This is a genomic window from Shewanella metallivivens (assembly GCF_028750675.1).
GTDB lineage: Bacteria > Pseudomonadota > Gammaproteobacteria > Enterobacterales > Shewanellaceae > Shewanella > Shewanella metallivivens.
The window spans coordinates 339,232-366,012 of sequence record NZ_JAQQPZ010000015.1 but is presented as its reverse complement, the minus strand read 5'-3'; the positions used below and the strand labels follow the sequence as shown (position 1 = coordinate 366,012).

General features: G+C 41.7%; 24 protein-coding genes. 12 read left to right on the top strand and 12 right to left on the bottom strand.

Annotation, left to right across the window (positions count from 1 at the left end; genetic code table 11):
- Positions 1–18: 18 nt before the first annotated feature.
- A complete protein-coding gene (locus tag PQR79_RS19730) occupies positions 19–1,506 on the top strand; it encodes an FMN-binding glutamate synthase family protein (RefSeq protein ID WP_238107709.1) in 1,488 nt (495 codons plus the stop codon).
- A gap of 761 nt (positions 1,507–2,267) precedes the next feature.
- Here the strand turns inward: PQR79_RS19730 and PQR79_RS19725 are convergent.
- Both PQR79_RS19725 and PQR79_RS19720 read right to left on the bottom strand, forming a co-directional pair.
- A complete protein-coding gene (locus tag PQR79_RS19725; protein ID WP_238107645.1) occupies positions 2,268–2,486 on the bottom strand; it encodes a hypothetical protein in 219 nt (72 codons plus the stop codon).
- Positions 2,487–2,749: 263 nt separating this feature from the next.
- Entirely contained in the window at positions 2,750–4,543 is a 1,794-nt protein-coding gene (locus PQR79_RS19720) for an ABCB family ABC transporter ATP-binding protein/permease (RefSeq protein WP_238107646.1), read from the bottom strand.
- Positions 4,544–4,893: 350 nt separating this feature from the next.
- Between PQR79_RS19720 and PQR79_RS19715 the strand changes: the two genes are divergently transcribed.
- On the top strand, positions 4,894–5,070 hold the full coding sequence (locus PQR79_RS19715) for a hypothetical protein (protein WP_238107647.1): 177 nt from the start codon (positions 4,894–4,896) through the stop codon (positions 5,068–5,070).
- Positions 5,071–5,107: 37 nt separating this feature from the next.
- On the opposite strand, the gene aroG is transcribed toward PQR79_RS19715, so the two are convergent.
- Positions 5,108–6,163 (bottom strand): 3-deoxy-7-phosphoheptulonate synthase AroG, encoded by a 1,056-nt coding sequence (aroG, locus tag PQR79_RS19710; RefSeq protein WP_238107648.1) that lies wholly within the window; start codon positions 6,161–6,163, stop codon positions 5,108–5,110.
- Between the two features lie 391 nt (positions 6,164–6,554).
- Between aroG and PQR79_RS19705 the strand changes: the two genes are divergently transcribed.
- Complete coding sequence (locus tag PQR79_RS19705) at positions 6,555–7,418, top strand: transporter substrate-binding domain-containing protein (RefSeq protein ID WP_238107649.1); 864 nt, start codon at positions 6,555–6,557, stop codon at positions 7,416–7,418.
- Positions 7,419–7,650: 232 nt separating this feature from the next.
- Here PQR79_RS19705 and PQR79_RS19700 read toward each other — a convergent pair whose 3' ends face one another.
- The 5 genes from PQR79_RS19700 to nrfA all read right to left on the bottom strand — a co-directional run bounded on the left by PQR79_RS19700 (position 7,651) and on the right by nrfA (position 12,985).
- On the bottom strand, positions 7,651–8,871 hold the full coding sequence (locus tag PQR79_RS19700) for a tetratricopeptide repeat protein (RefSeq protein WP_238107650.1): 1,221 nt from the start codon (positions 8,869–8,871) through the stop codon (positions 7,651–7,653).
- Positions 8,872–8,987: 116 nt separating this feature from the next.
- On the bottom strand, positions 8,988–9,263 hold the full coding sequence (locus PQR79_RS19695) for a hypothetical protein (RefSeq protein ID WP_274408630.1): 276 nt from the start codon (positions 9,261–9,263) through the stop codon (positions 8,988–8,990).
- Between the two features lie 380 nt (positions 9,264–9,643).
- Positions 9,644–10,894, bottom strand: coding sequence for an ammonium transporter (locus PQR79_RS19690; protein ID WP_188918098.1), 1,251 nt, complete (start codon positions 10,892–10,894; stop codon positions 9,644–9,646).
- A gap of 10 nt (positions 10,895–10,904) precedes the next feature.
- Complete coding sequence (locus tag PQR79_RS19685) at positions 10,905–11,243, bottom strand: P-II family nitrogen regulator (protein WP_238107652.1); 339 nt, start codon at positions 11,241–11,243, stop codon at positions 10,905–10,907.
- A gap of 347 nt (positions 11,244–11,590) precedes the next feature.
- A complete protein-coding gene (gene nrfA, locus PQR79_RS19680) occupies positions 11,591–12,985 on the bottom strand; it encodes an ammonia-forming nitrite reductase cytochrome c552 subunit (RefSeq protein WP_372940756.1) in 1,395 nt (464 codons plus the stop codon).
- Positions 12,986–13,266: 281 nt separating this feature from the next.
- Here nrfA and narQ point away from each other — a divergent pair, with 281 nt between their 5' ends.
- Positions 13,267–14,982, top strand: a complete 1,716-nt coding sequence (gene narQ / locus PQR79_RS19675; protein WP_238107654.1) for a nitrate/nitrite two-component system sensor histidine kinase NarQ — start codon at positions 13,267–13,269, stop codon at positions 14,980–14,982.
- A complete protein-coding gene (locus PQR79_RS19670) occupies positions 14,975–15,604 on the top strand; it encodes a response regulator (protein WP_238107655.1) in 630 nt (209 codons plus the stop codon). Before narQ ends, PQR79_RS19670 begins: the two co-directional genes overlap by 8 nt.
- Positions 15,605–15,665: 61 nt before the next feature.
- Here PQR79_RS19670 and PQR79_RS19665 read toward each other — a convergent pair whose 3' ends face one another.
- Entirely contained in the window at positions 15,666–16,037 is a 372-nt protein-coding gene (locus tag PQR79_RS19665; RefSeq protein WP_238107656.1) for a YacL family protein, read from the bottom strand.
- Positions 16,038–16,236: 199 nt separating this feature from the next.
- Here PQR79_RS19665 and PQR79_RS19660 point away from each other — a divergent pair, with 199 nt between their 5' ends.
- Entirely contained in the window at positions 16,237–17,202 is a 966-nt protein-coding gene (locus PQR79_RS19660) for a zinc transporter ZntB (RefSeq protein WP_238107657.1), read from the top strand.
- Positions 17,203–17,373: 171 nt separating this feature from the next.
- Here PQR79_RS19660 and fkpA read toward each other — a convergent pair whose 3' ends face one another.
- Entirely contained in the window at positions 17,374–18,129 is a 756-nt protein-coding gene (fkpA, locus tag PQR79_RS19655; protein WP_238107658.1) for an FKBP-type peptidyl-prolyl cis-trans isomerase, read from the bottom strand.
- A 167-nt stretch (positions 18,130–18,296) separates the two neighbouring features.
- Between fkpA and PQR79_RS19650 the strand changes: the two genes are divergently transcribed.
- The 6 genes from PQR79_RS19650 (at position 18,297) to pepN (ending at position 24,852) form a co-directional block, all read left to right on the top strand.
- On the top strand, positions 18,297–19,262 hold the full coding sequence (locus tag PQR79_RS19650) for a WD40 repeat domain-containing protein (RefSeq protein WP_238107659.1): 966 nt from the start codon (positions 18,297–18,299) through the stop codon (positions 19,260–19,262).
- 27 nt (positions 19,263–19,289) lie between these two features.
- Positions 19,290–19,502, top strand: coding sequence for a SlyX family protein (locus PQR79_RS19645; RefSeq protein WP_238107660.1), 213 nt, complete (start codon positions 19,290–19,292; stop codon positions 19,500–19,502).
- 89 nt (positions 19,503–19,591) lie between these two features.
- Positions 19,592–20,104 carry a peptide deformylase gene (def, locus tag PQR79_RS19640; protein ID WP_238107661.1) on the top strand — a complete coding sequence of 171 codons (513 nt, stop codon included), beginning with the start codon at positions 19,592–19,594 and terminating at the stop codon, positions 20,102–20,104.
- A complete protein-coding gene (locus PQR79_RS19635) occupies positions 20,098–21,468 on the top strand; it encodes a COG3014 family protein (RefSeq protein WP_238107662.1) in 1,371 nt (456 codons plus the stop codon). The genes def and PQR79_RS19635 overlap by 7 nt, the downstream gene beginning before the upstream one ends.
- Before the next feature lie 49 nt (positions 21,469–21,517).
- A complete protein-coding gene (gene lpoB, locus PQR79_RS19630) occupies positions 21,518–22,111 on the top strand; it encodes a penicillin-binding protein activator LpoB (RefSeq protein ID WP_238107663.1) in 594 nt (197 codons plus the stop codon).
- A 155-nt stretch (positions 22,112–22,266) separates the two neighbouring features.
- Positions 22,267–24,852: an aminopeptidase N gene (gene pepN / locus PQR79_RS19625; protein WP_238107710.1), complete on the top strand. Its 2,586-nt coding sequence runs from the start codon at positions 22,267–22,269 to the stop codon at positions 24,850–24,852.
- Positions 24,853–24,919: 67 nt separating this feature from the next.
- On the opposite strand, the gene PQR79_RS19620 is transcribed toward pepN, so the two are convergent.
- Complete coding sequence (locus PQR79_RS19620; protein ID WP_238107664.1) at positions 24,920–25,711, bottom strand: ribonuclease H family protein; 792 nt, start codon at positions 25,709–25,711, stop codon at positions 24,920–24,922.
- A 130-nt stretch (positions 25,712–25,841) separates the two neighbouring features.
- The gene (locus PQR79_RS19615; RefSeq protein ID WP_238107665.1) at positions 25,842–26,645 is read right to left on the bottom strand and encodes a DUF4097 family beta strand repeat-containing protein; all 804 of its coding nucleotides are present in this window, start codon (positions 26,643–26,645) and stop codon (positions 25,842–25,844) included.
- Positions 26,646–26,781: the final 136 nt, after the last annotated feature.

The following is a 26,781-nucleotide window of genomic DNA, read 5'->3' as shown; positions in this document are numbered from 1 at the left end:
CTTATTAAGGACCGTAGCATGGGACAACAACATTGGTTTATGTGGGGGATAGACTTGTTTTCAGGTTTATTTTTAGTGCTGTTTTGGCTATTGCTTATTGCCGTTATTTACATGTACATCGCCGACAAACTTCAAACTAAGCAGGCCGTTCGCCACAACTACCCTGTTATTGGCCGCTTTCGATATTTATTTGAAAAACAAGGTGAATTTTTTAGACAATATTTTTTCTCTCAAGACCGCGAAGAATTACCTTTCAACCGCGCCGAACGTAGTTGGGTATATCGTGCAGCCAAAAATGTTGATCGTACTATCGCTTTTGGCTCAACCCAGGTATTAGACAAGCCTGGCACAGTTATGTTTATGAACTCGGCCTTCCCCATTAGTGATCATGAACAACATCAGCCGATAGCAGTAACAGTTGGTCCCAACTGCCAACACCCCTATAGTACTGAGAAGATTTGTCATATTTCTGCTATGAGTTTTGGGGCGTTATCACGCCCAGCAATAACGGCATTATCACATGGCGCCGCGAAAGCTGGTTGTTGGTTAAATACCGGTGAAGGTGGGCTGAGCCCGTACCATTTAAAAGGGCATTGTGATTTAGTGTTTCAAATCGGCACGGCAAAGTACGGGGTGCGCAATGAACAAGGCCATCTAGACTCGCAAAAGTTGACAGACATAGCAGCCCATCCTGAAGTCAAAATGTTTGAAATAAAATTAAGCCAAGGTGCAAAACCCGGTAAAGGCGGAATTTTACCTGCGGTTAAAGTCACTGAAGAAATTGCCGCCATTAGAGGTATTCCTCTCGGGCAGGATTCCATTAGCCCTAATGGTCATGTTGAATTTAAAGGTGTAAGCGATATCCTCGACATGATAAACCAAGTTCGCGATATCACCGGTAAGCCCACAGGCATTAAAGCCGTTTTAGGTGACATTACCTGGGTAAGCGAATTATGTGATGAAATAGAGCGACGTGGAATCGAGTCTGCGCCTGACTTTTTTACTCTCGATAGCTCAGACGGCGGCACAGGTGCTGCGCCTCAAGCATTGATGGATAATGTCGGCTTACCATTAAAACAAAGCTTGCCATTGTTGGTTGATTTATTGAACGAGCGCGGTTTAAAACAGCGTATTAAAATCATCGCAACCGGTAAGTTAGTCATGCCATCTAATGTTGCTTGGGCATTGGCCACGGGAGCTGACTTTATTGCTTCAGCTAGAGGTAACATGTTTGCTTTAGGCTGCATTCAATCCCTGCAATGCAATAAAGATACTTGTCCCACTGGCATAACAACCCACAACACTCGCTTGCAAAAAGGCCTGGATCCTAAAAATAAATCGGCTCGTGTTGCAAATTATAACCACTTTTTACATTACGATTTAACCATGATTGCTCACTCATGCGGTGTTGTCGACCCTAGATATCTAACACGTCATCACGCTCGTATTGTTCAAAGTACCGGAGTGGCTGTGACATTAGATAAACATTATCGACATATGGAATAAAAAAGTGAGTATAGATAAGAGTTTATACCTATTAATGATGAGGCGATAAATGGAGCTTATCAATACGATAGTCTCCAGTGCATTAAATATGACTTTGTTTGCCAATGCGAACAAGACCGTTGAAAAAGTTAGTAATTAATATTCTTTATTTACCACTGACTGGCTCATCGACAGATCACTCCTACCACTTTTCGATTAGCCATAATCAAATTAACCTAGACGAAAGAGATAGTGAATATAGTCATGAATCTCTCAGGATCGCTTTGCTGAAATCATGAATAAGGTGTAGAATGGAATATGACATATATCACATTAAATGACTTTGATGTGATTTAGGAACAAATGTGGATTAAGGGTTATATGTTAAAGACTGAAGCGGATAACATCCCCGTTAACGAAAAAAGCTTAAGTATTAGTTGTCGAAACTGCGATCGCATGATTGAGATCGAAGGCGAGTTAGTCTGTTTTGAGCACGGAAAAATCAAACGTTTAACTCTCGATCCTTCGCCTGCAGCGTTGATCAAGATGGTATGTATTGGCTGGAGAAAAAAATAGTTTAAACTTCAGGTGGTCCTACTTTAGCTATTGCTACATAGCTACACTTTAGTTTGTCTATAAATTGCACTTTGCCTACTACCAGCCCATACAACGTTAACTCCACTCTATTTTGAATTCGTTAGTTTTTAATGCATCATTGATTTCACATATGATCAGCATCGATTCATAAACACCTACAAAACGATTGGTATTAAGCAAGTTAATTACTTTAAAATGGTTTGATCTTGAGGTTCTTCTGTCATTTTGGCCAATGTTAAACCTCGAGTCGTTACCCTTAACCCCGCACATAAATCGTTATACACAATACTGATGGCATCATCGGACATATTGCGTTGCTTTAACATTGCCATAATAGCAAACCAATCTGTCTTCACCTGATGTCGGGTGCCTTCTAACGCCGCTATCAACGTAATATTATGCATAAGTCACCTCCATACATCATTTTGTACCTTAAAGATTGATCAATATTTACATGAATCTCAGCTTGGATTTAAGCGGTGGGATAACCAACTAGTTCAGATTTAAGCCTAGGTGTCGAGTAGCAATATAAGTGTACATGCCTTATTTAACAACTCGCAGCGCTATAGATTAGCGACCTTATTGTAGATCGTCAAAATAATCATTTGTTATAATTGTAACAATAAACATATAAAACACATCAAAAGCTAGTTTGATAATTAAGAAATTATTGGCTGAGTGGGTCGCTCTGCTCATGTTGAATATGCCATAACCGAGCATATAACCCTTGTTGAGCCAATAAACTGCTGTGAGTTCCATGCTCGACAATACAACCCTTACTGAGCACCACAATTTGGTCGGCATCAATAATGGTCGATAACCTATGCGCAACGACCAAACTCGTATGCCCTTTTGCTGCATCGCGCAAAGCACTTAAAATCGCTTGTTCAGAGCGAGAGTCTAATGATGATGTTGCTTCATCGAACACTAAAATCGGTGCGCCTTTTAACACCGCACGGGCAATTGCAACCCGTTGTTTTTCTCCGCCAGAAAGTTTCAACCCGCGTTCACCCACCTTGGTATTACCTTTATCGGGTAATGAATCAATAAAATCACTCAAATGTGCTAATTCAGTGGCTTGTTTAATTTCATCTTCTGTTGCATCAGGCCGGCCATAGCGAATGTTTTCATAGATTGAATCGTTAAATAACACCGTATCTTGCGGCACTACAGCAATCGCTTGGCGTAACGCTAATTGGGTCAATTGTCGAATATCGATACCATCAATGGTAATTGAACCACTTTTGACATCGTAAAAACGAAACAAAAGTTTAATGATGGTCGATTTACCTGCACCACTGTCTCCAACCACGGCTATTTTTTTACCCGCTGGAACCTCAAAACTCACCTGCTTTAGAATTGGTCTTTGATCATAGTGAAAGCTGACATTATTAAACTTTATTGCCCCTATACTTGGGCTAATGGTTGAAGCACCTGCTTGGTCTTCGACTTGTGGCACATTAGCCATAATGTCGAACATACGTTCAATATTAGCCAAAGCGCCTCGGATTTCACGGTAGACAAACCCTAAAAAATTGAGTGGAATAAATAACTGCATCATAAAAGCGTTAATTAATACAAAATCACCAATGGTCATCATACCTAATGAAACCTCGTGAGCAGCTAATGCCATCATCGCTGTCATAGCAATAGCAATAATGAGCGCCTGCCCGCCGTTTAGCGCTAGGAGTGACAAACGGTTTTTACGTTTAGCCACTTCCCATTGAGCCAGTGCATTATCGTAGCGTTGTGACTCATAAGACTCATTATTAAAATATTTTACGGTTTCATAATTTAAAAGACTGTCAATGGCACGGGTATTGGCAAGCGAGTCCGCTTTTGCTGCATCACGCACAAAACCGGTACGCCATTCAGTTGCTCTGATCGAATATCCGATATAAGCAATCACTGAGACAAACGTAATCAGCGCAAATTGAATGCCGTAGTTAAAAAAGAAAATCCCAATAACCAGTGTTATCTCGAGCAGCGTCGGCACAATATTGAACACCATAAAACGCATTAAAAAACTCACACCACTAGTACCGCGTTCAATGTCTCGCGACAAACCACCGGTTCTACGATCAAGATGAAAATCAAGATCTAAGCGATGTAAATGTTCAAACACAGCCAAGCCAAGACGACGAATAGCACGCTCTGTTACACGGCCAAACAACGTATCGCGTACTTCACCAATGATGACATTAAGAAAGCGTATTGCACCATAAGCAATCACCAACCCAAATGGCACTGCGAGAGCTTGTTCAACGCTTAACGTGTCCAAGGTATCCACAAGATCTTTTAGAATAAATGGCAAGCCGACACTGGCGAGTTTAGCGATAACCAAACATAACATTGCCAACAAAACTCGACCTTTGAACTCAATTAGATATGGCCACAATAATTGTAAAACATGCCAGTTCAGTTTCCCTACAGGGCCTTCAAAATACGCAGAAGGTCTCATCGTTACTCCAATGTTAGGCCGCTTAACGTGGCAATATGATCATGAGGTTAATCAGTATTGTCTTATTATAAAGCATTTTCTTATCAGACTTACGTCACAATCTACTGGAATAAGCACTGAATCATCTCAATATTTTTATTCTTTAATCTTATGACAAGTAAAACTTTAGACTTACAAAACAAAAAATAGCATACACTTTTATACTACTTTTTATTTTTTTTTGGTCATTTTTAGCTTTTAAAGTCTAAATAGAGTTATTTCTACAGATATTATTTGATACTCTTCAGGAATAAATAAACGACTGTTTGGGTAATTCACAAACAACGATTTACCCGTTTAAAGGATGCTTTATGTTGGATAGCACGAAAGTTCAATACCCACCATTACAATTAATACAAACTTGGGTATGGATGATGATTGAATCAGGGAACCCTGAATTACAAGACAAAGGCCGCAACAATCTCATATCTGCATTTGGCAGCTTAGCAAAAGCAAACGAATATTTAGCACAGCAGGAAAAAAAATAAGGCGCATTTAGCGCCTTATTTTGTTCGCACGTATTAATTAACCTTTGCGACGATTAACCACACTTTGATTCAACGTGGCCAATAACTGCTCCGTATCGTCCCAGCCAATACAGGCATCAGTGATACTTTGGCCGTAACATAATTCAACACCATCAACTAAGTCTTGGCGACCTTCAACCAAATGACTTTCAACCATCACCCCAAAAATGGCTTGGTTGCCAGCAGATATTTGTTCAGCAACGTCTTTAGCCACTAACATTTGTTTTTTATAGTCCTTGCTGCTATTGGCATGGCTAAAATCAATCATAATGTTATCTGCAAGGCCTGACTTTTTCAGTTGCGCTGAAATATCTTCAACATGCGCAGCACTGTAATTGGGCTCTCGACCGCCTCTTAGAATGATATGGCAATCTGGATTACCTTTCGTTGACACAATCGCCGAATGACCAAACTTAGTCACCGAAAGAAAATGATGAGGTGCATTAGCCGCACCAATCGCATCAATCGCCACTTTAATCGTACCATCAGTACCATTTTTAAAACCAACCGGACAAGAGAGCCCTGAAGACAGCTCTCGATGCACCTGAGATTCTGTTGTACGTGCACCAATGGCGCCCCAGCACATCATATCGGCAACATATTGTGGTGTGATCATATCTAAAAACTCACCCGCGGTTGGCATACCAAACTCATTTAAATCGACCAATAATTTACGTGCAGTGCGTAAACCATCGTTTAATTGATAGCTATTGTCCATGTATGGATCGTTAATTAAGCCTTTCCAGCCCACTGTTGTTCGCGGCTTTTCAAAATAAACACGCATAACAATTTCAAGCTGATCTTTATACTGCTCACGTAAAACATTTAAACGCTCACCATACTCTAGTGCAGCCAAAGGGTCATGAATTGAACACGGACCAATGATCACTAATAAACGGTCATCTTTGCCAGCTAGAATATTATGGATGTTATTACGGGCGTTATATACGGTCGCAGATGCATTCTCGCTAGCCGGAAATCGCTCAAGAATTGCAATAGGTGGTAGCAATTCTTTTATTTCATCGATACGAATATCGTCATTTTGATAATACATAGTGGTTACAACTCCGGCAAAATCTATAATATCGCTTATTCAATAGATTGAAATAAATGGGTTAATTCATAAAAGTGATATAAAAATGAGTAGAGTACATCAGGAAAATGAACACGAAAGTTCAATTTAACCAGTATCAATCGACAAATCAATCAAGTATTACTCAACTATGCCGATATAAAATGGGAGGTTACCACCTAAAATAAAAGTGCACTTGATGCAAGACATTTGATGAACCATACTGATGTAAATCAAAATGCGTTTTCGCACTGGACAAGGAATAGGTTATCACACCGTATCAAACCCAGTAATGATCGGTATATGCAAAACTTATCTACCTGATAAACATCGACGATAACAGACAAGGACAACACAATAGGAAATCTAACGTTTGAAATACAGCATCATTTTTTTGCTAGTTACGCTTAACTTATTTATCTGTCTAACCACTACGGCAGATGACATCATTAGCGATCCGTCTGAACTCCCTCATATCTTAGTCGAACATCACGCCCAAACCCTACAACAAGCTTCATTGCCCAATATCACCCAAATCAGCTTTTCAACCAGCAATAGTATTGCACCGTATTTTTTTGCCAATAAATCTCAAGGCGTACAATATGAGCTATTAGTCACAGCGCTTGAACTAAGTGATATTGCGATGACAGAACTTGTTCACGCTCCTAATCTACGCGCTCAACGCTTGGTGAGTACCAAGAGAATTGATTGCATGATTAATACACCTGACCATGTTGAAGGGATGTTTTATACTCAAAGCTTAATTGAATATCAAAATAGCGTATTTTATCTGACTAAAAACAAGCTAAATATTCACAAAATTGAAGATCTTAAATCCATCTCGATGTTAGGGTTTCAAAATGCTGCCAAGTACCTTGGTGAAGAATTTAGCGAAATATCCGTGCAAAACCCGCTTTACAGTGAAATATCCAATCAAAAAAGCCAAGTTGTAATGCTATTTAATGGCCATATTCAATCGGTAGTACTTGAGAGACGTATTTTTGAGTATTACCGCCATTTATTGCAAAAAAAGCTCGATACAAGCCAAGCTGTGACAGAAGTCGCCTTGTTTGCCCCAGCAGAAAGAAAGATAGCCTGTCACGACAAACACACCGCCGCAGTCCTAGACCAAGCCATTACGACTTTAAAGCAATCGTACCATTATCAAGAAATTCTTAGTTTAGCTGAACAAAACAGCTATCAACCTGCACAACAAGCCAACCGCTTAACCAAATAATCCCTCACGAAACAAGATAATACCTCAACGTAAACCCTGATATGCAGCAATATTAGTGTCTGTTTGTCATGGTTAAGAAGCGTCACATATAATACCAATCCTTATTAGAATGTGATCTATTTTAGGCGAATTTATCAGCGTACATATTAAGCTCAACGCAAAAGAGCCACCTATTGAGCATTTTTATAATTAAACTCATGCGAAGTCACTGTTAGCGCACTGATAACCTTGGCTAATATTGGCGCATGGCTTGTAACTTGCTTTGATAACGCTGTTTATTATCCACATCACTCAGTGCTAACGCTCGCTTAAGGTTTTTTTCTGCAAGCCTCTGTTCACCCGTTGCCCAATACGCTCTCGATAAACCAAAATAAAACTCATGGCGGTAGTCTGCTTTTTCAACTGCACGCTTATACCACATAAGAGCATCTTGATACTGTCGATCAAAATACGCTTGCTGCGCCATATCAAAGTAATAAAAAGGGTTATTAATTCTGGCCAACTCTAATACTTTATGCACTTCAGCCCACTCAGTTAACCGATCTTGCTCACCTAAAATTAGCGCTAAATTATATAAGGTTGATAAATCTTGCGGATTGACTTGTAATGCAGCTCGATAGGCTTGTTCTGCTTCTGTTTCATACCCTTTATGACGATAAATCACCGCCAAAGTGTTTATCGCTGCAACAAATTCAGGGTTTAACATAATCGCTTTTTTAACTAAGGCATACGCTTGGTTATAGTCGTTTTTAACCAAGGCTTCTGCGGCAATATTGTTAAAATACATTGCTGATAATTGCCGCTTATTAACCCGCTTACTTTGATAAGCCCTCACTGAACGTTCAGGTAAAAAATCCACAAGCATTTTTGAGCCCCTAAGCAATACGGTTTTACTATCTTCAGGAGGCATCAAGTTTAAATTGACATGACCATTGACCAAAAAAAAGCCACCACGGCGATCCCAAATGGGTTCGACGTCAATATCATAAAACTCAACCGGCACGTTTAATACCTCAGCTAAAGCTGCAGACAGCACCACCAAAGACATACAGTTCCCCTGGCGATTAACGACAGTTTCTCTAGCGGATCGAGTGTAATGGTCACGATATTCAAAACCACCCTCGGCGGCACCTATGTATTGTGCTAACCATTCATTGGGCAGTATATTTTGGCTTCTCAGTGTATGTTCAGCCAAATATTGACGTCTAAACTTGGCAACAAATGTTTCAGGTAGTTGATATATATCATCGGTATCAATGGTTGATACTGGGGTAAAGTAATCATCGTAAAACAGGGTGTTAATATCAATACGTTGCACATTAGATTGTGTTGATTGACAAGCACAAAGGCAGATTAATACGCTAATAAATAATAATTTAACCGTTAATTGAAGTCCTTTTTGGGATAGGCATAATGCCTTACTTGCGATCCTGCTTGGGTGATAAGCCAACATGATTCAAGCCTCAGATAGAATTAAGCTACCTTAAAGCGTAGTCAATAGACTGGTTTTCAGCCACAAATGCACCGCTTGGGGGAGTGATTAAACAGGGCTAAAATAGGCCAACATAGCTAATGTCCTTGAGTCGAGTCGATCTCAATAAATAACTGCTGGTGTTGATATTGATAAGGGCGATAATGATGCTGACCGCAATTGAAGTACAAAAAAGCCCCTTTGACAGCAATACAGGTTAGGGGTAAAGATTGCAAAATGGATATTTGTTGTTGCTGACGAAAAAGCTCCTGCCACTCATGCTGTTGCTGCAATTCGTCGCGCACAGCAAACGCATCAAACGGCTGCGATGATTTACGCACAACAACGGTGCCAGCTTCAGTTACAGAGCTCATAAATAGCCCCATAATCAAAATGATCAATCCCAAACGATGTGTCATACCAATCCTTATTAGAATGTGATCTATTTTAGGCTGCGTCACTAGACCCAGTACAATGAAAATGACTGCAGCTGTAGTCATTCTACATCAAAGTCATTTGAAGCCGTAATGGGGTTTGTGACGCCCCCCCGAAGGGCGAATTTATCAGCACAGTAATGCGCATTTTGCCAAAATCCTATTCAAGCTCCATAGACTTTGCTTGAGATGGCAGCAGTAAATCTACACCCACAGCACTTAGCACAAATGAAGAGGGGTAACTTAAACAGAATACAGGCTCAAACAGCAAAAAAAAACAGAACCCAAAGGTTCTGTTTTTAACGTATCGTAAAAATGAGTTATCCGGCAGATTTAACACTCACAAACTCAGGATAAGCATCAACACCACAATCAGACACATCCATACCGTTGTATTCTTCTTCTTCTGTTACACGAATACCCATGGTCATTTTCAATACAAACCATACAAGTAATGATGCAGCAAATACCCAGATGAAGATAACCGCAGCGCCATATAACTGGCTACCAAAGCTAGCGTCAGCATTTGATAAAGGCACTAACATTAACCCTAGGAAACCCGCAACTCCATGCACTGAAATCGCACCCACTGGGTCATCAATTTTAACACGGTCAAAGGCTATAATTGAGAAGATAACCACGCCACCAGCAATTAAGCCAATCACAGCAGCCATTAAGAATGAAGGTGATAATGGGTCAGCAGTAATAGCAACAAGACCTGCTAATGCACCGTTTAAAATCATGGTTAAGTCAGCTTTACCCCATACAACCTTACATACGATTAGTGCAGAGATAGCACCAAAGGCCGCTGCTGAGTTAGTGTTTACAAAGATTTTAGCCACTGCAGTTGCGTTTTCAGCATCTGACACTAATAACTGAGAACCACCGTTAAAGCCGAACCACCCCATCCATAAAATGAACATACCTAGTGTTGCCATTGGTAAGTTTGAACCTGGGATTGGTTGTACTTGACCGTTTGCGCCATATTTACCTTTACGAGCACCCAACAGTAATACACCAGAGATTGCTGCAGCTGCACCAGCCATGTGCACAATTCCGCTACCAGCAAAGTCAAAGAAACCTGCTTCTGATAAGAATCCACCGCCCCAAGTCCAGTAACCTTCAACGGGGTAAATTACCGCAGTCATCACAACAGAAAACGCTAAGAATGCCCAAAGCTTCATACGCTCAGCTACCGCACCCGAAACAATTGACATCGCCGTTGCAACAAACACAACCTGGAAGAAGAAGTCAGATTCTAATGCATGGTCAGCACCATCAGCTTGTGAGCCAATTAACGAACCAAACGAAGGAATGAAGCCACCTTCAGCATTGTCTACATACATAATATTGTAGCCAACTAATAAGAACATCGCACAAGCGATTGAATATAAGCACACGTTTTTAGTTAAAATTTCTGTCGTGTTTTTTGAACGCACAAGCCCTGCTTCTAACATTGCAAAACCTGCCGCCATCCACATCACCAATGCGCCTGAAATTAGAAAGTAAAAAGTATCTAATGCAAAGCGTAATTCAGTTACTGTAAGCCCTAATTTTGTTAACTCTTCCATAATCGCCCCCTTATAATGCTTCGTTATCAAGCTCACCCGTACGGATGCGGACTGCTTGTTCTAAATCTGTCACAAAGATTTTGCCATCACCAATTTTGCCGGTATGAGCGGCTTTGGTAATCGCTTCAAGGAGCATTTCCAAATTTTCTGCTTTGGTGGCAATTTCAAGTTTTACTTTAGGTAAAAAATCGACTTGGTATTCTGCACCGCGATAAAGCTCAGTGTGTCCTTTTTGACGACCAAATCCTTTAACCTCAGTAACGGTCATACCTTCAATGCCCATGCTTGCTATTGCTTCACGGACATCATCCAATTTAAATGGCTTGATGATAGCGCTGACGAGTTTCATCCCGACCTCCAAAAGTGTGAAAAAATGTAGTTGTTATTGATTTGTTGAACTAACTAATTCAATCATCAGGCCAGTTTTATAAGGTACTGTTTAATATGAAATTTAAATAATTCCCGCCAATTTAGCTGCTTACAAAAGCACCAACAAAGTGCAGCGTAAAAATCATAGCGCCCCATTTTGGTGCGCATTATGAACAAAGAGAAATCGCCGTTATAGACACTTTTAGAATGGATAGCAGATGAAGGTTTGTGCGCAAGGTTGAATTAAAAAACCGCCCTTAAAAAGGACGGTTTATTGGAGATAACAGCTTATGGTTCACACATAAGTTGTTTAATGTAGCAAGTTACTTAGTAAGTCGCTTCACGCTTTTTAGCTTCTTCTTTCCACTGAGGAACCAGTGTTTTCTTGAATTCAGCTTTTTCAGCATTCATGGTTTTCATATCCATGCCCAATGCTGCTTGCGCTTTAGCTTTAGTTGATGTGTCTGGGTAAGCGATTGGTTGCTTAACACCTTTAGTTGCTAACAACTGAGCTAACTTAACACGAGCATCTGCAGCTTTATCAACTGAAGTACCTAAAATACGTAATGCCTCATCAGGAGCATGAGCAGTTACACCATGTGATGCAGTCGCATAGTCCCAACGCCATTGTGAATGACGAATATCCATAAGGATAGGCTTCATTTCAGCTTCAGTTGCACCCGCATCCCAAGCAGCTTTTGCTTCGAAGTGAGCTTTCACTAATTGCGCTTCAGCACGAGCTTTAAGCTCTTGAACCTTCGCTTTACGTTTATGCGTTAAATCAACCAAGAACTCTTTGCTTTGAGTATGACAAGTTGCACAGGTTTCTTCAAAGCGATCAAATGGATTACCCACTTTATGATCGGTATATTTACGGCCTTTGTCATTAGTCACTTTAGGCATATGGCAATCAACACAACTTACATTGTTTTGACCGTGTACACCTAACTGCCAAGTTTCATAACCTGGGTGTTGTGCTTTTAGCATAGGTGTTTTAGACACTGCGTGAGTCCAGTCAGAGAACTCCATGCTGTCGTAGTACGCTTCCATTTGTTCAACGGTAGTACCCATATCCCAAGGGAATTTAACAAAGCCTTTACGGTCTTCTGTTTTCTCGAAGTAGTATTCAACGTGACATTGAGCACACACCATAGACTGCTTGTCTTGACGAGAAGCTTTATCAAATGGGTTATTTAATGTTGTCATTGCACGTTCAGCGAATGGACGAGACATACGTAATTTTGGTGAACCTTTTACGTGACAATCGCTACAACCAAGTGCGTTAACGATTTCTGGGCCTCCTTTAGCCCATTTACCTGTGAAGTAGCCATCTTCGCCTTGCTCTTCAATGACACGAGGTACATCAGGGCTTTTACAGCTCCAACATGCCATTGGCATTGGGCCGTCTTCAGCATTCTTTGGTGCGCCTGTACGTAATGTATTGGTTACGTCTGTAACAGCATACATATGGCCACGCGGTGCGTTATAGTCTTTTGCGAAACCGTAACCAGCCCACAAAACGACTAAGCTAGGTACTTGCTCCAGCATATCAACAACTTCTTCGCTTTCTGCTGTTGCATGCCAGCTGTTGTATTGATTTGAGAATTTATCTTTATATACCTCATTACGAGGCTCAGTTTTATCACTCGCCATTGCGCCAGCAGCCATAAAGCTTGCAGCGATAACGGCACTGAGTGCAATTGATTTTGCGTTCATCTTCATCACCCTTTATCTCCGTGTTACATTATATTTAATTTAATAACCACGACATCTCCAAGGTCAAAAGTAGCTATTAATCTGAAATTTAGACATACCTCCAATGGGGTATAGCGAAGAAAGTTTGCGCCAGATCAACATGTAAACAGGATGTATCTCACAGTTCCGTTAACTGGCTAATGTAATGCAGGTACACCTAATGTAGAACACACTATTGGACAGGGGATGAAACCATACTTTTGTCTTATCCTAATCTTTTTAATAAATTTCATGCAAAGTAGGGCTTTATGTTTACACGAGGCAGTCTTACCTCAACCATTTTAGGCTTAATGCTAGTTCTCATTCTACTGTCATCAAGCCTAGCGATGTTTTCTATTGTTAACTTAACCTTTAGCCTAGATGATGCCAAAGGCATTAATGCTTCAGGTTCAATGCGCATGCAAAGTTATCGCCTACTGTTATTTACAAATGCTGGCAGTATTAATGCTCAAGAAAAAATCATCGAGTTTGAAAACACCCTTAATTCTGAACCGTTAAAACGAACATTAGCTTGGTATAGTCCACAAGAATTAACTGAGCAATATTTACTCGTCATTGATAAGTGGCAAGTCATGCGGGCCTATGTCGAAGCGGGCAATGCTCGCCTGTATTCGGCGTCATTAAAAGACTTTGTTGATACCATTGATACGCTAGTATTAAAAATGGAACTTTTTGCGGCATTCAAACTTAAGTTATTGGTTATTATTCAGATTATTGGATTAGTGATTTTATTAGCTATAGCCGTTCTGGCCGTTGTGTTTACCCGAAAACGCGTTGTAAGACCGCTGCAATTATTAATGGACAGCGCAGCAACCATTTCAAAAGGTAACTTTAAAGTTAAGGTGCCTAAAACGGATTATATTGAGCTCACCTCACTGGGTAACGCATTACAAAAAACCGCCTCTGAATTGGCCGATTTATATGAAGATTTAGAAGGACAAGTTAACGATAAAACCCATGCATTAACTCGAGCAAATAATGAACTTAAGTTTTTATACGATAACCTTGTGATGTTGCATGCTGACAAACTAGATTACAAAGCGCTACAATCTGCTATAAATCAATTGAAATATTATGAAGATTTAGACTTTATCAGGCTCGTTATTAAGCATGAAGATGACTCTCACGATGTCATCAAAGCAGAAGACGGTTGGCCCGAAGAAAACAACATCAGCTCGGTTCAATTCCCATTGATCATTGAACAGACTCAATTAGGTTACTTAGATGTTATTTCCGATAAACAACTGAATCGGCAGTTATTTGAAAACTTTGCCATGATGCTCACCCGTTCTATTACGATTCATAATGCCACAGAGCAGCGTCAACAGCTGGCATTGATGGAAGAACGTGCAGTGATTGCTCGGGAACTGCATGATTCAATTGGCCAATTATTGTCATTTTTAAAAATCCAGGTCAGTTTGCTCAAAAAAAGCCTACATAAGAGCTGTCGCAGTCCTGAAGTGGACGGACAGTTAGTGGAGATAAATGAAGGAGTAAGTACTGCCTATGTGCAATTACGCGAGTTATTATCCACGTTCAGATTAACCATAAAAGAACCCAATTTGAATCAAGCGATTGAAGTCATGCTTGATCAGCTTCGTCAGCAAAGCGACGTTGATATTAAACTCAATTACAAGTTGTCAGCACACTTATTAGAAGCTAAGCAACATATTCACATTTTACAATTGATCCGCGAAGCAACACTTAACGCAATCAAACATGCTAAGCCTGCCCATATAGTGGTAGATTGCCAGTTAAAAAATAGTGCTATGATAACGATAGCAATATGCGATGACGGTATTGGTGTGTCACATTTACAAGAGCGCGATCAACATTTTGGCATCGGCATCATGCATGAGCGAGCCAATAAATTACATGGCGTCGTGACATTTGACAGTAATCTGCATGGCGGCACCACCGTTACACTTAGCTTTCCACCTCAACAGGAGCCTTTAAATGGGTAAGCCGTATTCCGTACTTGTTGTAGATGATCATCCCTTGTTACGCCGAGGTATTTGCCAACTGATCACCTCAGACAGCGATTTTTTACTTTTTGGTGAAACTGGCACAGGTTTAGAAGCCCTCACTGCTGTAGCTGATGACGAGCCAGACATCATCCTTCTCGATTTGAACATGAAAGGCATGTCAGGCTTAGACACGCTGAATGCGATGCGCCAAGAAGGGGTTACCGCGAGAATAGTAATTTTAACCGTTTCCGATGCTAAGCAAGATGTCGTTAGATTACTGCGCGCAGGTGCTGATGGCTATTTACTCAAAGACACTGAGCCAGATTTATTACTCGAACAGCTTAAAAAAGCCATGTTAGGGCACCGTGTTATCAGCAACGAAGTTGAAGCCTATCTTTACGAGTTAAAAAATGCCACCGATGATAACACCTGGATTGAAAACCTCACCCCACGTGAGCTACAGATATTACAAGAGTTGGCGGAAGGCAAGAGTAATCGAATGATTTCAGATGACTTGCACATCAGTGAAGGTACCGTAAAAGTGCACGTTAAAAACTTACTGCGTAAAGCCAATGCGAAGTCGCGTACCGAAATGGCCGTCCGTTATTTAAACCAATAACGCTTACAGGCTAGTTTTAGTATGACTTGATGCCCCACACCAATTGAGTGTGGGGTAAATATTATTTCTGATTAATAAACGCTAACCAACTTTGCAATACCGATTCAAAATCTTCTAAACCGCAGTAGGACTCTGACTCCGCGTCATACAAGTTCATTGCATCATCTAATTCATGCTCTTCTTCAAAATCGATAACGTTGGCAAAAACTCGCACTTGCTCGGTGTCGATATCAATGGTTAAGTCGGCACCGATATGCCGCCAGTGATTGGTGCTACCGCTTTTGATTAACAATATTTGTGTAAGGATATGGTTAGCACGGCTGTTATCATCACCAAGCTCTTCAGCAAACCAGCGACCAAGTACTTCATGATCCATACTAAACTCTGCAAAAACCGTCCCTTCTAGGCGGTTGCGACGAAATTGATATTCCATAATATTGCTCTGTAATTAGCGTTAGTTCTATTTTAACCGATGAAATTCAAACCTGCTGCTTGTTATCTAATCCAATTGACATTTTTAGTCTATAAATAATCGCTTTATACGGTTTATCAGCGATAAACGTTATAAACTTAGTTCAGCACTCAACATTAGCGCAAATTGCTGACATAGCGAACACTTGGAATAATAAACAATGAATACTGGTTTTATTTATAGCTTACTACTCACTGGACCAAATGCTGGCCAGTCGCTTACCGAAGAACAAGTTGCGCAGTGGCAGCCACAAGATGGCCTACTGTGGCTTCACCTTCGCTACCGTGAACCTAAAGCCCGTAAATGGATCCTTAATTCAGGTCTCGATCGTGTTGAAACAGATACTTTGTTGGCCACAGACACTCGCCCACGAGTGGTTAACTCAAGTAAGGGGGTGCTGTTAGCGCTGCGCGGAGTCAACTTAAACCCGAATTCAGATCCTGAAGATATGGTCGCAATACGCATATATGCTGAAGAGCATAAAATCGTATCGACCTGCGAACGTCAATTGCAATCGGTTGTCGATATTGCCGATGCGATTACTCAAGGTAAGGGGCCAATCGACACTGCAGCCTTTATCATGGCCATCTGTGAGCGCTTAACCCAACGAAAAGTTGAATTTATTGGTAAACTAGAAGAACAGCTCGATGAGTTAGAAGAGCGCGTTGTCACCCAAGTAAACAAAAGCCTACGTACAGACATTGCTGAACTGCGCAGGCAAACGGTGGTATTACGTCGTTACCTCGCACCGCAACGCGAAGCATTTTCGCGGATGTTACATGAAACCAGCGAGCTATTTGACGATAACGATAAACTACGCTTGCGCGAAATTCATGAAACCTTAATACGCGTCATTGAAGATTTAGATGCCATTCGTGACCGAGCCAGTGTGACCCAAGAAGAATTGCAATCTCAACAGTCTGAACAAGTGAACCAAAGACTGTATTTTTTATCATTAATCTCAGCAGTCTTTTTACCGCTTGGTTTTTTAACTGGCTTACTGGGCGTCAATATCGGCGGCATTCCAGGTGCTGAAACCAACTGGGCATTTGCGGCATTCTGTGGTGGTCTTATTGCCCTAATTGCATTGCAAATGTATCTATTTTATCGCTTAAAGTGGCTGTAATTGGTTGATATTGATTACAGTCAGTTTCGTTAACAACGCTGAGCTTAACTGCCTCTACAGTTGCAAATAAGTAATCTGAACTCTGGATAAGTAATAAAAAAGGACGCGATGCGTCCTTTTTTGCTATTCACTCTGTATTTCGGGCGTTAACACCGAAATCAAGCTAGCTGATTATTTTGTTTCAGTTTCAGCTGCAGCGGCTTTTTCAACAGACACGAGTTCTACTTCAAAAACCAATGTTGAATTAGCTGGGATCGTCCCAGTATCGCGTTCACCATATGCAAGCTCTGAAGGGATAACAAACTTATACTTAGCACCGACAGGCATAAGCTGTACGCCTTCTGTCCAGCCAGGAATAACGCGATTTAGTGGGAACTTAGCGGTTTCACCACGAGCGTATGAACTGTCAAACTCCGTACCGTCAATTAACGTACCGCGATAATGAACTTCTACAGTGTCTTCTGCCGCAGGCTTCTCACCGTCACCCGCTTCAAGCACTTCGTACTGTAAGCCTGACTCAGTGGTCGTTACACCTTCTTTAGCTTTGTTTTCTTCTAAGAATTTTTTGCCTTCAGCAACCGCTTTAGCCGCTAATGCTTCAGCTTGCTCTAAACGCTTGTCGTTTAATTTTTTATCTAGGTTTTGTAATACAGTTTGCATTTCTTCTTCGGTCAACTGCATTTCTTCGCCTAAACCATCGCTAAAGCCTTTGATAACCATGGTACGGTCAACAGTAAAGCCTAATTCTTCTTGCTCTTTAATGTGACCAGACATGTACTTACCAATTGAACCACCCACGCTGTATGCTTCTTTTTGAGCGTCTGTTGTTAGCTCGACTTTCTTTTGTGCTACGTCTTGTTCTTGGTTACATGCAGTCAATCCAACAACAGCTAATGCAACTAACGATAATTTGTAAATAGATTTCATTAAAGCTTCCTCAGCATCCTTTAGTGGTTACAATAACCTAATACATTCAATCTATGAGATGTTTTAGTGGTCATGTTCGTTTGCCACTTTATACTAGTTAATGGGGTTATACCATTGGGTCGACCTTATATCACAGGGTTTACGACAATAATTCAAGGGGCAAGTTCATGACACGGCTTCCAATGCTGTTTTTTTGGTCAATTTTGCTTTGTATGGCGTTGTTATCAGCTTGTCAGCCAACCGCCGATAAGATAATGGTACTCACCACAGATGCCAGTTACAGTGCCAGCTTATCTGACGATGGCACAATTGCTCTCGTCAGCACAGCCAACAATGGTGTGCAAGTTTGGGATTTAACCGGCCCGAGCATCTCTTACCAATGGCTTCAAGGTAAACAAGAAAACACCAGTAACGTCATTGACACAGCAATATCGGCTAACAATACCTTTGCCGCGACGATGAGCAGTGACTCATTAGCGATTTGGCGTTTAGATGACGGTAGCTCAGTCGGTTGGTGGTCTCTGCCTTCTTATGCGCAAAGTGTTGCTATCGCCAATAATGGCCAAACATTAGTGGGCCTTGTTGATGGTTCGGTAATGTCATTATCACCACAAAAAAATCGCTTAATTCAGTTTTTAGGTCATCAAGAAAAGGTGAATAGCGTATCAATTACCGCCGACGGTGAAACGGCTCTTAGTGGAGGGAATGATGGTAAAGTCATATTGTGGAATAGCCAAACAGGTCAGCCAATGCAGCAGTGGCAAATGGACTCAAGGATCACCAAGGTATTAATTAACAACACCGGTAGCTTAAGTTTTGCAGGTGACATCACCGGCAATGCATACCTGTGGAACTCAAACTCGGGCGACTCGCTTAGCCAACTCGATATAAAACGTCGTCAAATGAACTTTTCGGCAGCTCGTTTTGTCAAAAACGATACACACTTACTCACAGGCACGCCGTCAAAAGAGATCTTTTTATGGCAAGTTAATTCAGGCAAACAAACGGGACATTGGCAAGTTCAACTCAGTAAAAACTCCCAAAACAGGGGCGCTGTAGTATACTCTGCCGCAATGACACCCCAAGGCACTGTCGTCAGTATAAGTAGCCAAGGGTTAATTGAATATTGGTAGTAATAACAGAGACAAATAGAGGCCCAAATGGAGCAGGTGTTACAGAAGATAGACGATCTTGAAATGAAACTTTCGTTCCAAGACATCACTATTGAAGAACTTAACCAAGAAGTGATAAAGCTCAATGCTTTAGTTGCCAGGCAACAACAGCAAATGATATTAATGGTTAATAAATTACAGGCAATGGAGCCAAGTAATATGGCTTCGCAAGCAGAAGAAACGCCACCTCCGCACTACTAAGTCTTACTTAGCTTTGTTGCAATAAGGGTTGGTTAACAGATGAATTTGCAATATTGACCATCATTTTATTCTTAACGTAGCAGGTGCACATGCAATCGACTCAACACCTCACCATAGCCACAACAGGCGATGATATTCTCACGCTGACAGCGGAGCCTGTGACGGTGTTTGATGATATATTAGCCTCGTTAGCCCATAATATGTTATCCACAATGCAACAGGCTAACGGTGTCGGTATTGCTGCAACACAAGTGTTTAGTCGAGCAGCCATGTTTATAATGGCCTCGAACCCAAATGAACGATACCCTGACGCCCCTTCGATGGCGCCAACAGTGGTGATTAACCCCAAAATTTTGTCCGTATCTGCCGCTACAGAGGCCGGGATAGAGGGCTGCTTATCGATTCCTGGGCAGCGCTTATCGATTTTGCGCCACCAACAAATTGAAGTGCAGTACCAATCACTTAATGGCGAGTTTCAACAACAAACCTTAACGGGGTTTGTGGCACGGATATTTCAGCATGAGTATGACCATCTTCAGGGCATCACCTTACTTGAACGAGTCAAGCTTATGGCGCCACAGGCAGAGGCGATGCTATGTTAAAAACGCTTGGTTTGTCGCTACTGTTAATGGTCGGTTTAACAGGCTGTGCTTACAACAGCGTATTCGTTAATTATCCGTCACAAATTGCCCCTTATAAACAGCAATTAGCCAGTCACTCACCTACGGCTAACATTACTGCGTTAGCCGACAACATTAGTGGTAATGACGGCTTACTCTACGCCCAAGAGACGGGACGCATTATGCAAGTAGCAGGTGATTTTGAACGAAGCAAAACCTACTATCAACAAGCAATAGCGGCATACCAAGCCTTTGACGACAAAGCCACTATTAGTGCCAGTAAGCTCGGCGCAGGAGCATCTAGCATACTGCTCAACGACAATGCCATTCCCTATCGCGGCCCCGGTTATGAGCGCATTATGTTACACCAATACCAGGCGTTGAATTATTTATTTAGTGGGGATGCGCAAGGGGCCTTAGTGGAAGTGCGCCGCAGTAATGAACTGCAAAGTATGGAACAAGCACGTTATCAGCAATCACAAGAATCTGTTCAGGCAATGGCTAATGGTACGATTGATGCCCAAATGGCGCAATTAGGCCAAGCCGCTGGTAGCGTAACCAGTTCGTTTTTAAATGCATACAGTTACTACATAACAGGTTTACTGCACGAACTGGCTAACGAACCTAATGATGCCTTTATCGATTACCGTAAAGCGGCTCAAATCACTCCCGACAACCGTTATTTACAACAAGACTTAGTTCGTTTAGCCAAACAATTAGCCATGCCGCAGTACGATGAATTTGCAAAGCGATGGGGTGATGCTGTGTTGCCCACAGCAGGCCAAGGCCAAGTTGTATTTATTGTAGAACGCAGTTTTGTACCAGAAAAACAGAGTATTACTGTTCCTTTTTCTATAAATGGTAACTGGCAAACCGCTTCATTAGCCACTTATCAAAGGCAAATACCACTCGCCGAACAGAGCCAAATTTGGGGTTTAGGCCAAACACTTACCGCCGACAGTATTGCCAATATCGACGCCTTAGCCATTAATGCATTAAAAGAAGACTTACCCGCAGCACTATTTCGTCAAGCTGCACGTATTTATGCCAAATACGAACTCAATAAAAGCGTGCAGAGCAACAGCCGCCGCGCCAACAACCAAGTTGATGCCGCAGCCATGGTCATGCAAATTTTTAACGTAATAAGCGAACAAGCAGATCGTCGCAGCTGGTTAACCTTGCCGCGCCAAGCTCAAATCGCCCGACAATTTATCGATGCTGGTGATTACGACATCCGTTTAAATAGCAGCCAAAATGTAACAATTGAAGTAAAACCAAACCGCACAACATTAATTTGGGCAATAGAGACTGGCAATCGTACCCGTTTTTATTCGATAATCATCTGATAGACGATAATCCCTTATCAACTGTCACTCATCACCAATGGAATTTATTATGAAAAATTTAAAACTGATATTTGTGTTAGCTGCAGTAATAGGGCTAAGCGCTTGTCAATCTAAGGTAGAATACGGCGACGCCACTGAAGTTGAAACCGTCAACGAAAACTTTGGCTCAACTGACCTGCAAGACATTGCAGCCAAAATGGTCGACAGCATGATGACTTTCCCGCCTGTGGTTGTGATGACACAAACCAATCGTCCAATTATATTTGTTGATAAAATCAAAAATAAAACTTCAGAGCATATTGATACTGAGTCAGTTACCGACACGATTAGCAACAAGTTACTCCGTTCTGGTAAATTCCGCTTTATCGACATGACTAAAGTGGATACCGTACGTAAACAGCTAGATTATCAAAACAATGCCGGCATGGTAGACCCAACAACCGCCATTAAGTTTGGCCGTCAAATTGGCGCACAGTACATGCTTTACGGCAACCTATCGAGCATCGTTAAACAAGATGGCAGCACCAAAGATGTGTACTATAAGATGACCATGCGTTTAATGGATCTTGAAACCGGTTTAATTGAATGGTCTGACGAAAAAGAAATCCGCAAGGTTAAATCTAAGTCATTCTTAGGCTTGTAATATTCAAGCACATAGTAATAAAGCCGACATTGATGTCGGCTTTTTCATACACCCAATAATAAGTTAGGAACACTAACGTGAAATTGTTATCCACTGAATTGTTTAGTCCACAGGTTATCAAAACCAGTTTTGTTGCATTATGTTGTGCCAGCGTTATGAGTTGCAGTAGCTCAGTGTCAACCTCAACGTTACAACGTGATGGCTCACCTTATATTAGCCAACAGCAAGCACAAGCACGCGCGAGTGTAGTAGCAAATGTACAATACGACCTGACTTTCTTTTTAAGTGAAAATAGCCAATTCAGTGCAACGTCGACAGTCAACTTTGATCTCAGCAGTGTGCCTAAATCACTGACACTTGACCTTAACAAAGCCAATATTAAACAATTTATCATTAATGGCACCAAGGTTTACCCTAATTACAACGGCGCTTATATCGTCATTAACCAAAGTTTATTGGCTAAAGGTAACAACACCATTACGGTTGAATTTAGCCGCGAACACAGTACTAACGGCGAAGGCTTACATCGCTTTGTTGACCCAGTAGACAGTAAAGTTTACTTGTACTCACACTTTGAGCCTGCTGCTGCGCAACAAATGTTTGCCGTGTTTGACCAGCCCGACTTAAAAGCCACTTACCAAATTAATGTGCATGCCCCAAAAGACTGGCAAGTGATCAGCGCCATGCGTGAAACCAATGTGGTCGATCAAGGCGAAACCAACTTATGGACCTTCCCTGTTACGCCGAAATTGAGCCCGTATAACTTCTCAATGCATGCAGGCCCTTATAAAATGTGGCAAGACGATTCTGGCCGCTACCCTATGCGCTTATTCTCGCGCCAATCGGTTGCCGAGCAAGTCACCCCACAAGATTGGTTTACCTATACTAAACAAGGTTTAGACTTTTTTGACCGTTACTTTGGTATTGACTATCCATTTAAAAAGTATGACCAAGTGTTAGTGCCAGATTTTTTATATGGCGCCATGGAAAACGCCGCTGCGATTACCTTTTCAGAAGATCGTTTCTTATTCAATGCCCAAATGACTGCCGAGCAAAAGCAACGTTTAGCTGGAGTTATCATGCATGAAATGGCCCACCAATGGTTTGGTGACTTAGTCACGATGAAATGGTGGAATGGCTTATGGTTAAACGAAAGTTTCGCCTCATTCATGGGAACCCTAGCCACCAGCGAAGCCACTGAGTTTAGTCATGCATGGCGCACGTTTTACGCCTCGGGTAAGCAAGCGGCTTATCATCAAGACAGTTTAGTCACCACTCACCCAATTGAGGTGCCAGTGGCTACTAGCCAAAATGCATTTGATAATATCGACGCTATCACCTATCAAAAAGGGGCATCGACCATTAAGCAGCTCAGGCATTTACTGGGCGAAGAAACGTTCCGTCGTGGTGTGAGTCAATATTTACAACAATACAGTTATAAAAATGCCGAGCTTGATGACTTTATCAATAGTTTGGCCAAAGCCAGTGGCCGCGATTTGTCGCAGTGGACTCAAGAGTGGTTATATGCCGCAGGCGTCAACACCATTAAGGCGCAATACACCTGCCAAGGTAATCAAATAGACTCATTTGCATTAGTGCAAACCGCTGAAGATAGCCAACACCCAACACTGCGCGAGCAGCGTGTGCAAATAGGTTTATTCAACCATCATCGATACGGACTCGATAAGCAGCAAGCAATTGCTGTTACTTACAAAGGAGCTTATACCGAAGTTAACGAACTGGTTGGTGAGATTTGTCCTGATTTAGTGTATCCAAACTACGATGATTGGGGGTTTGTGAAAGTTGAATTAGACCCAAAATCATTCAATACCGCCAAACAACAGCTTAGCCAAGTGAGCGACCCATTGTTGCGCTCAATGTTATGGCAAAGTATGTGGGACAGCGTGGTTGACGGTAAAGCATCATTGGAGCAATTCTTAAATATTGCCTTAATCAATGCACCGCTAGAAAAAGACTACACCATATTAGGCCAAGTGCTTAATAACTTGCAGCGAGCCAAAAACTACCTCGATTTAATGGCCCCCATGCATAGCAGTTATAACAGCAAAATTTCAAAAGCATTAAGCCAAATGAGCCTACGAATGAGCATGGAAAGCTACCGTAACCGTGACTTTCAACGCCGGTGGTTCGACGCCTACATTAGCCTATCAAGCCATGGCGATGCACTTGAGCATATTCAGTCACTATTACAAAATAAGAGCCATATTAAAGGCTTAAGCATAGACCAAGACCTACGCTGGACGATGATCCGCCAGCTTAACCGTTATGATTATGGCGATGCCCAGGCGTTACTGATGCGAGAAAAACAGCTAGATCAGTCAGACTCTGGTGAAAAGGCCGCAATTGCCGCCGAAGTTATCCGTCCACAATCATCGCTTAAGCGCCAGTGGTTAAATACTATCGAACATAACGACAGCATGGCATTTTCAAAAATTCGTGTCGCGATGTATAACCTATACCCTGCAGAGCAAAAGTTGCTAAACGCTGCAACAGCTGAACAGCGCTTTGCAAACTTACAACTCATGGACGATAAAGGACCGGTGTTTATGCGCAGCTTCGCCTCGCAATTAATTCCAACCAATTGCAGTACAACCAATATTGACGCCATCAGCCAAGTGTTAAACAGCGAAACTGGTTTATCAAAACTGGCCAGACGCGCCCTGCTTGAAACTCGTCAACAAGAACAACGTTGTGTCAGCATTAAGCAAAGATTGAATTAACCACTCTCATTTAAGCGTCTTTAAAAAGATAAAAAGCCGGAGCAATCCGGCTTTTTGGTACGTAAAATTAACCTGTACGCAATGCTAATATTTTACCGATATCCAATGGCGGTTTAAATTGACTAAAAGGTGTGTGCTGTTGATCAATTGCATAGATAGACATCCTGTCGGCTAGCTCATTACCTTCAATACCAATATGAGCTGCAACATGTTGAATAGTTAACTTATCTTTAATCGCATCATAAAGTTCATGGGCTTGTTTAATGATATCTAGGTTAGCGATTTCACCACTTTTTCGAGTCCAGCCTTTTGACTTCCAACCATAAGCCCACTCGCTAATGCACTTAATCGAATATTGCGAGTCGCTCATAATCTGCACACTATGCCCTGCATCTAATGCTGCTTTAGCCATCAATAAGGCTTGATGTAACGCATTAAGCTCTGCAGTATTGTTGGTGCCATTTGGGTTGAATAAGCCATACCATAGCTCGGCAAGTTTTGCTTGACGATATACCGCAATCCCTGAGCCCGCTTTACCCGGATTGGGTTCACAACCGCCATCGGTGTAAATCACTACATCAAATTGCGACAATACCGTTTGGTTAGACGCTTGGGTCGCAGTACTGCTGGTGCTCGCTTTTGTCTTAGTGCTTGCCATTTTAGTCGTCGAAGGTTTAGCGGAAGATTGACCAATACTGCTATTGGGCGACTTTGCAAAAGCCGCTTTTGCTTCAGCTTCTGTAGCAAATGATTTGTATTTAGCCTGAGGAAACTTATCAACAGAACGTTTAGTCACATCCCAACTGGTAAAAATACCCGTTTCTCGCCCAGCCCAAACTACATAATACTTCTTTGCCATTGTGGTTTATCCTTGCCAAATCAATGCCGCATCATGCCATGATTCATTGGGCCATAAAAACAAAACCTGCAAGATAAGCAGTTTTTGCTGGTTGTTTAGCCAAATCAATCTAAGGCGAAACACCAAACGACTAGTTGACGATAATCGGTCCATCGATATGCTGATGATTGACCCCGCCAGAGCCTGCGCTCACAATCTCAAGCCCTTTCGTGTTACTGACATTAATGCCACCAGAACCATCACTAATGGTGACTTTGCCATTAACCTGATCGATATTAATCGAACCAGAGCCATCGCTCACCTCAATATCTCCGGCCACTTGTGAGATGCTAATAGAACCAGAGCCGTCTTGTAATGTTACATCGCCATTGACATCTTTCATGTTAATCGAGCCAGAACCATCAGCTAAGGTCACAGCACCGACCTTCTGCATCACAATACTACCCGAACCGTCTTTAAGCTTAATATTAGCCGCTACATCGGATATCTTAATCGAGCCAGAGCCGTCGGTAATATCTAACGCTAACCCAGTCGGAACCGTGATTAACACATCAATAAACGGAGATTGCTCCATAAAACCGTCAGACTGAATATCGGCAACAAACATGGCATTATCGCCTTGCTTGTTTAGGGTTAATTCAATCTCAACATCGTCACTGTCTTTATCGGTATAAATGTCGGCAGTGACCTCAATTTGTGTTTGTCCCTCAACCCCTTTTACGGTTAATTGACCCGCGCCGGTATTCGCCACTAATTGGTGTAGTGATTGACTGTCTAGGGTCATTTTTTGTTGGGTATGTGCTAGTTCTGCATTCGTCTTTGCAGAATCCGATAACGAAAATATCGATTCCGCTTCAGTGTATGACGCACCAAAAATAGTCGCGCCTAATACTAAACCGACTGTTAGGCTAATGGTCGCAATTCGAATAGACATAGGTTAAATTCCTTTTATAAGAAGTTCGAAATAAAATAGGCTGATACGTAAGGTTAGTCGCAAATACATATCATCACCTTGATAGCGAACACTAAGCAGATTTCATACCAACACTGTAAGCTTATGTTTTATAGAA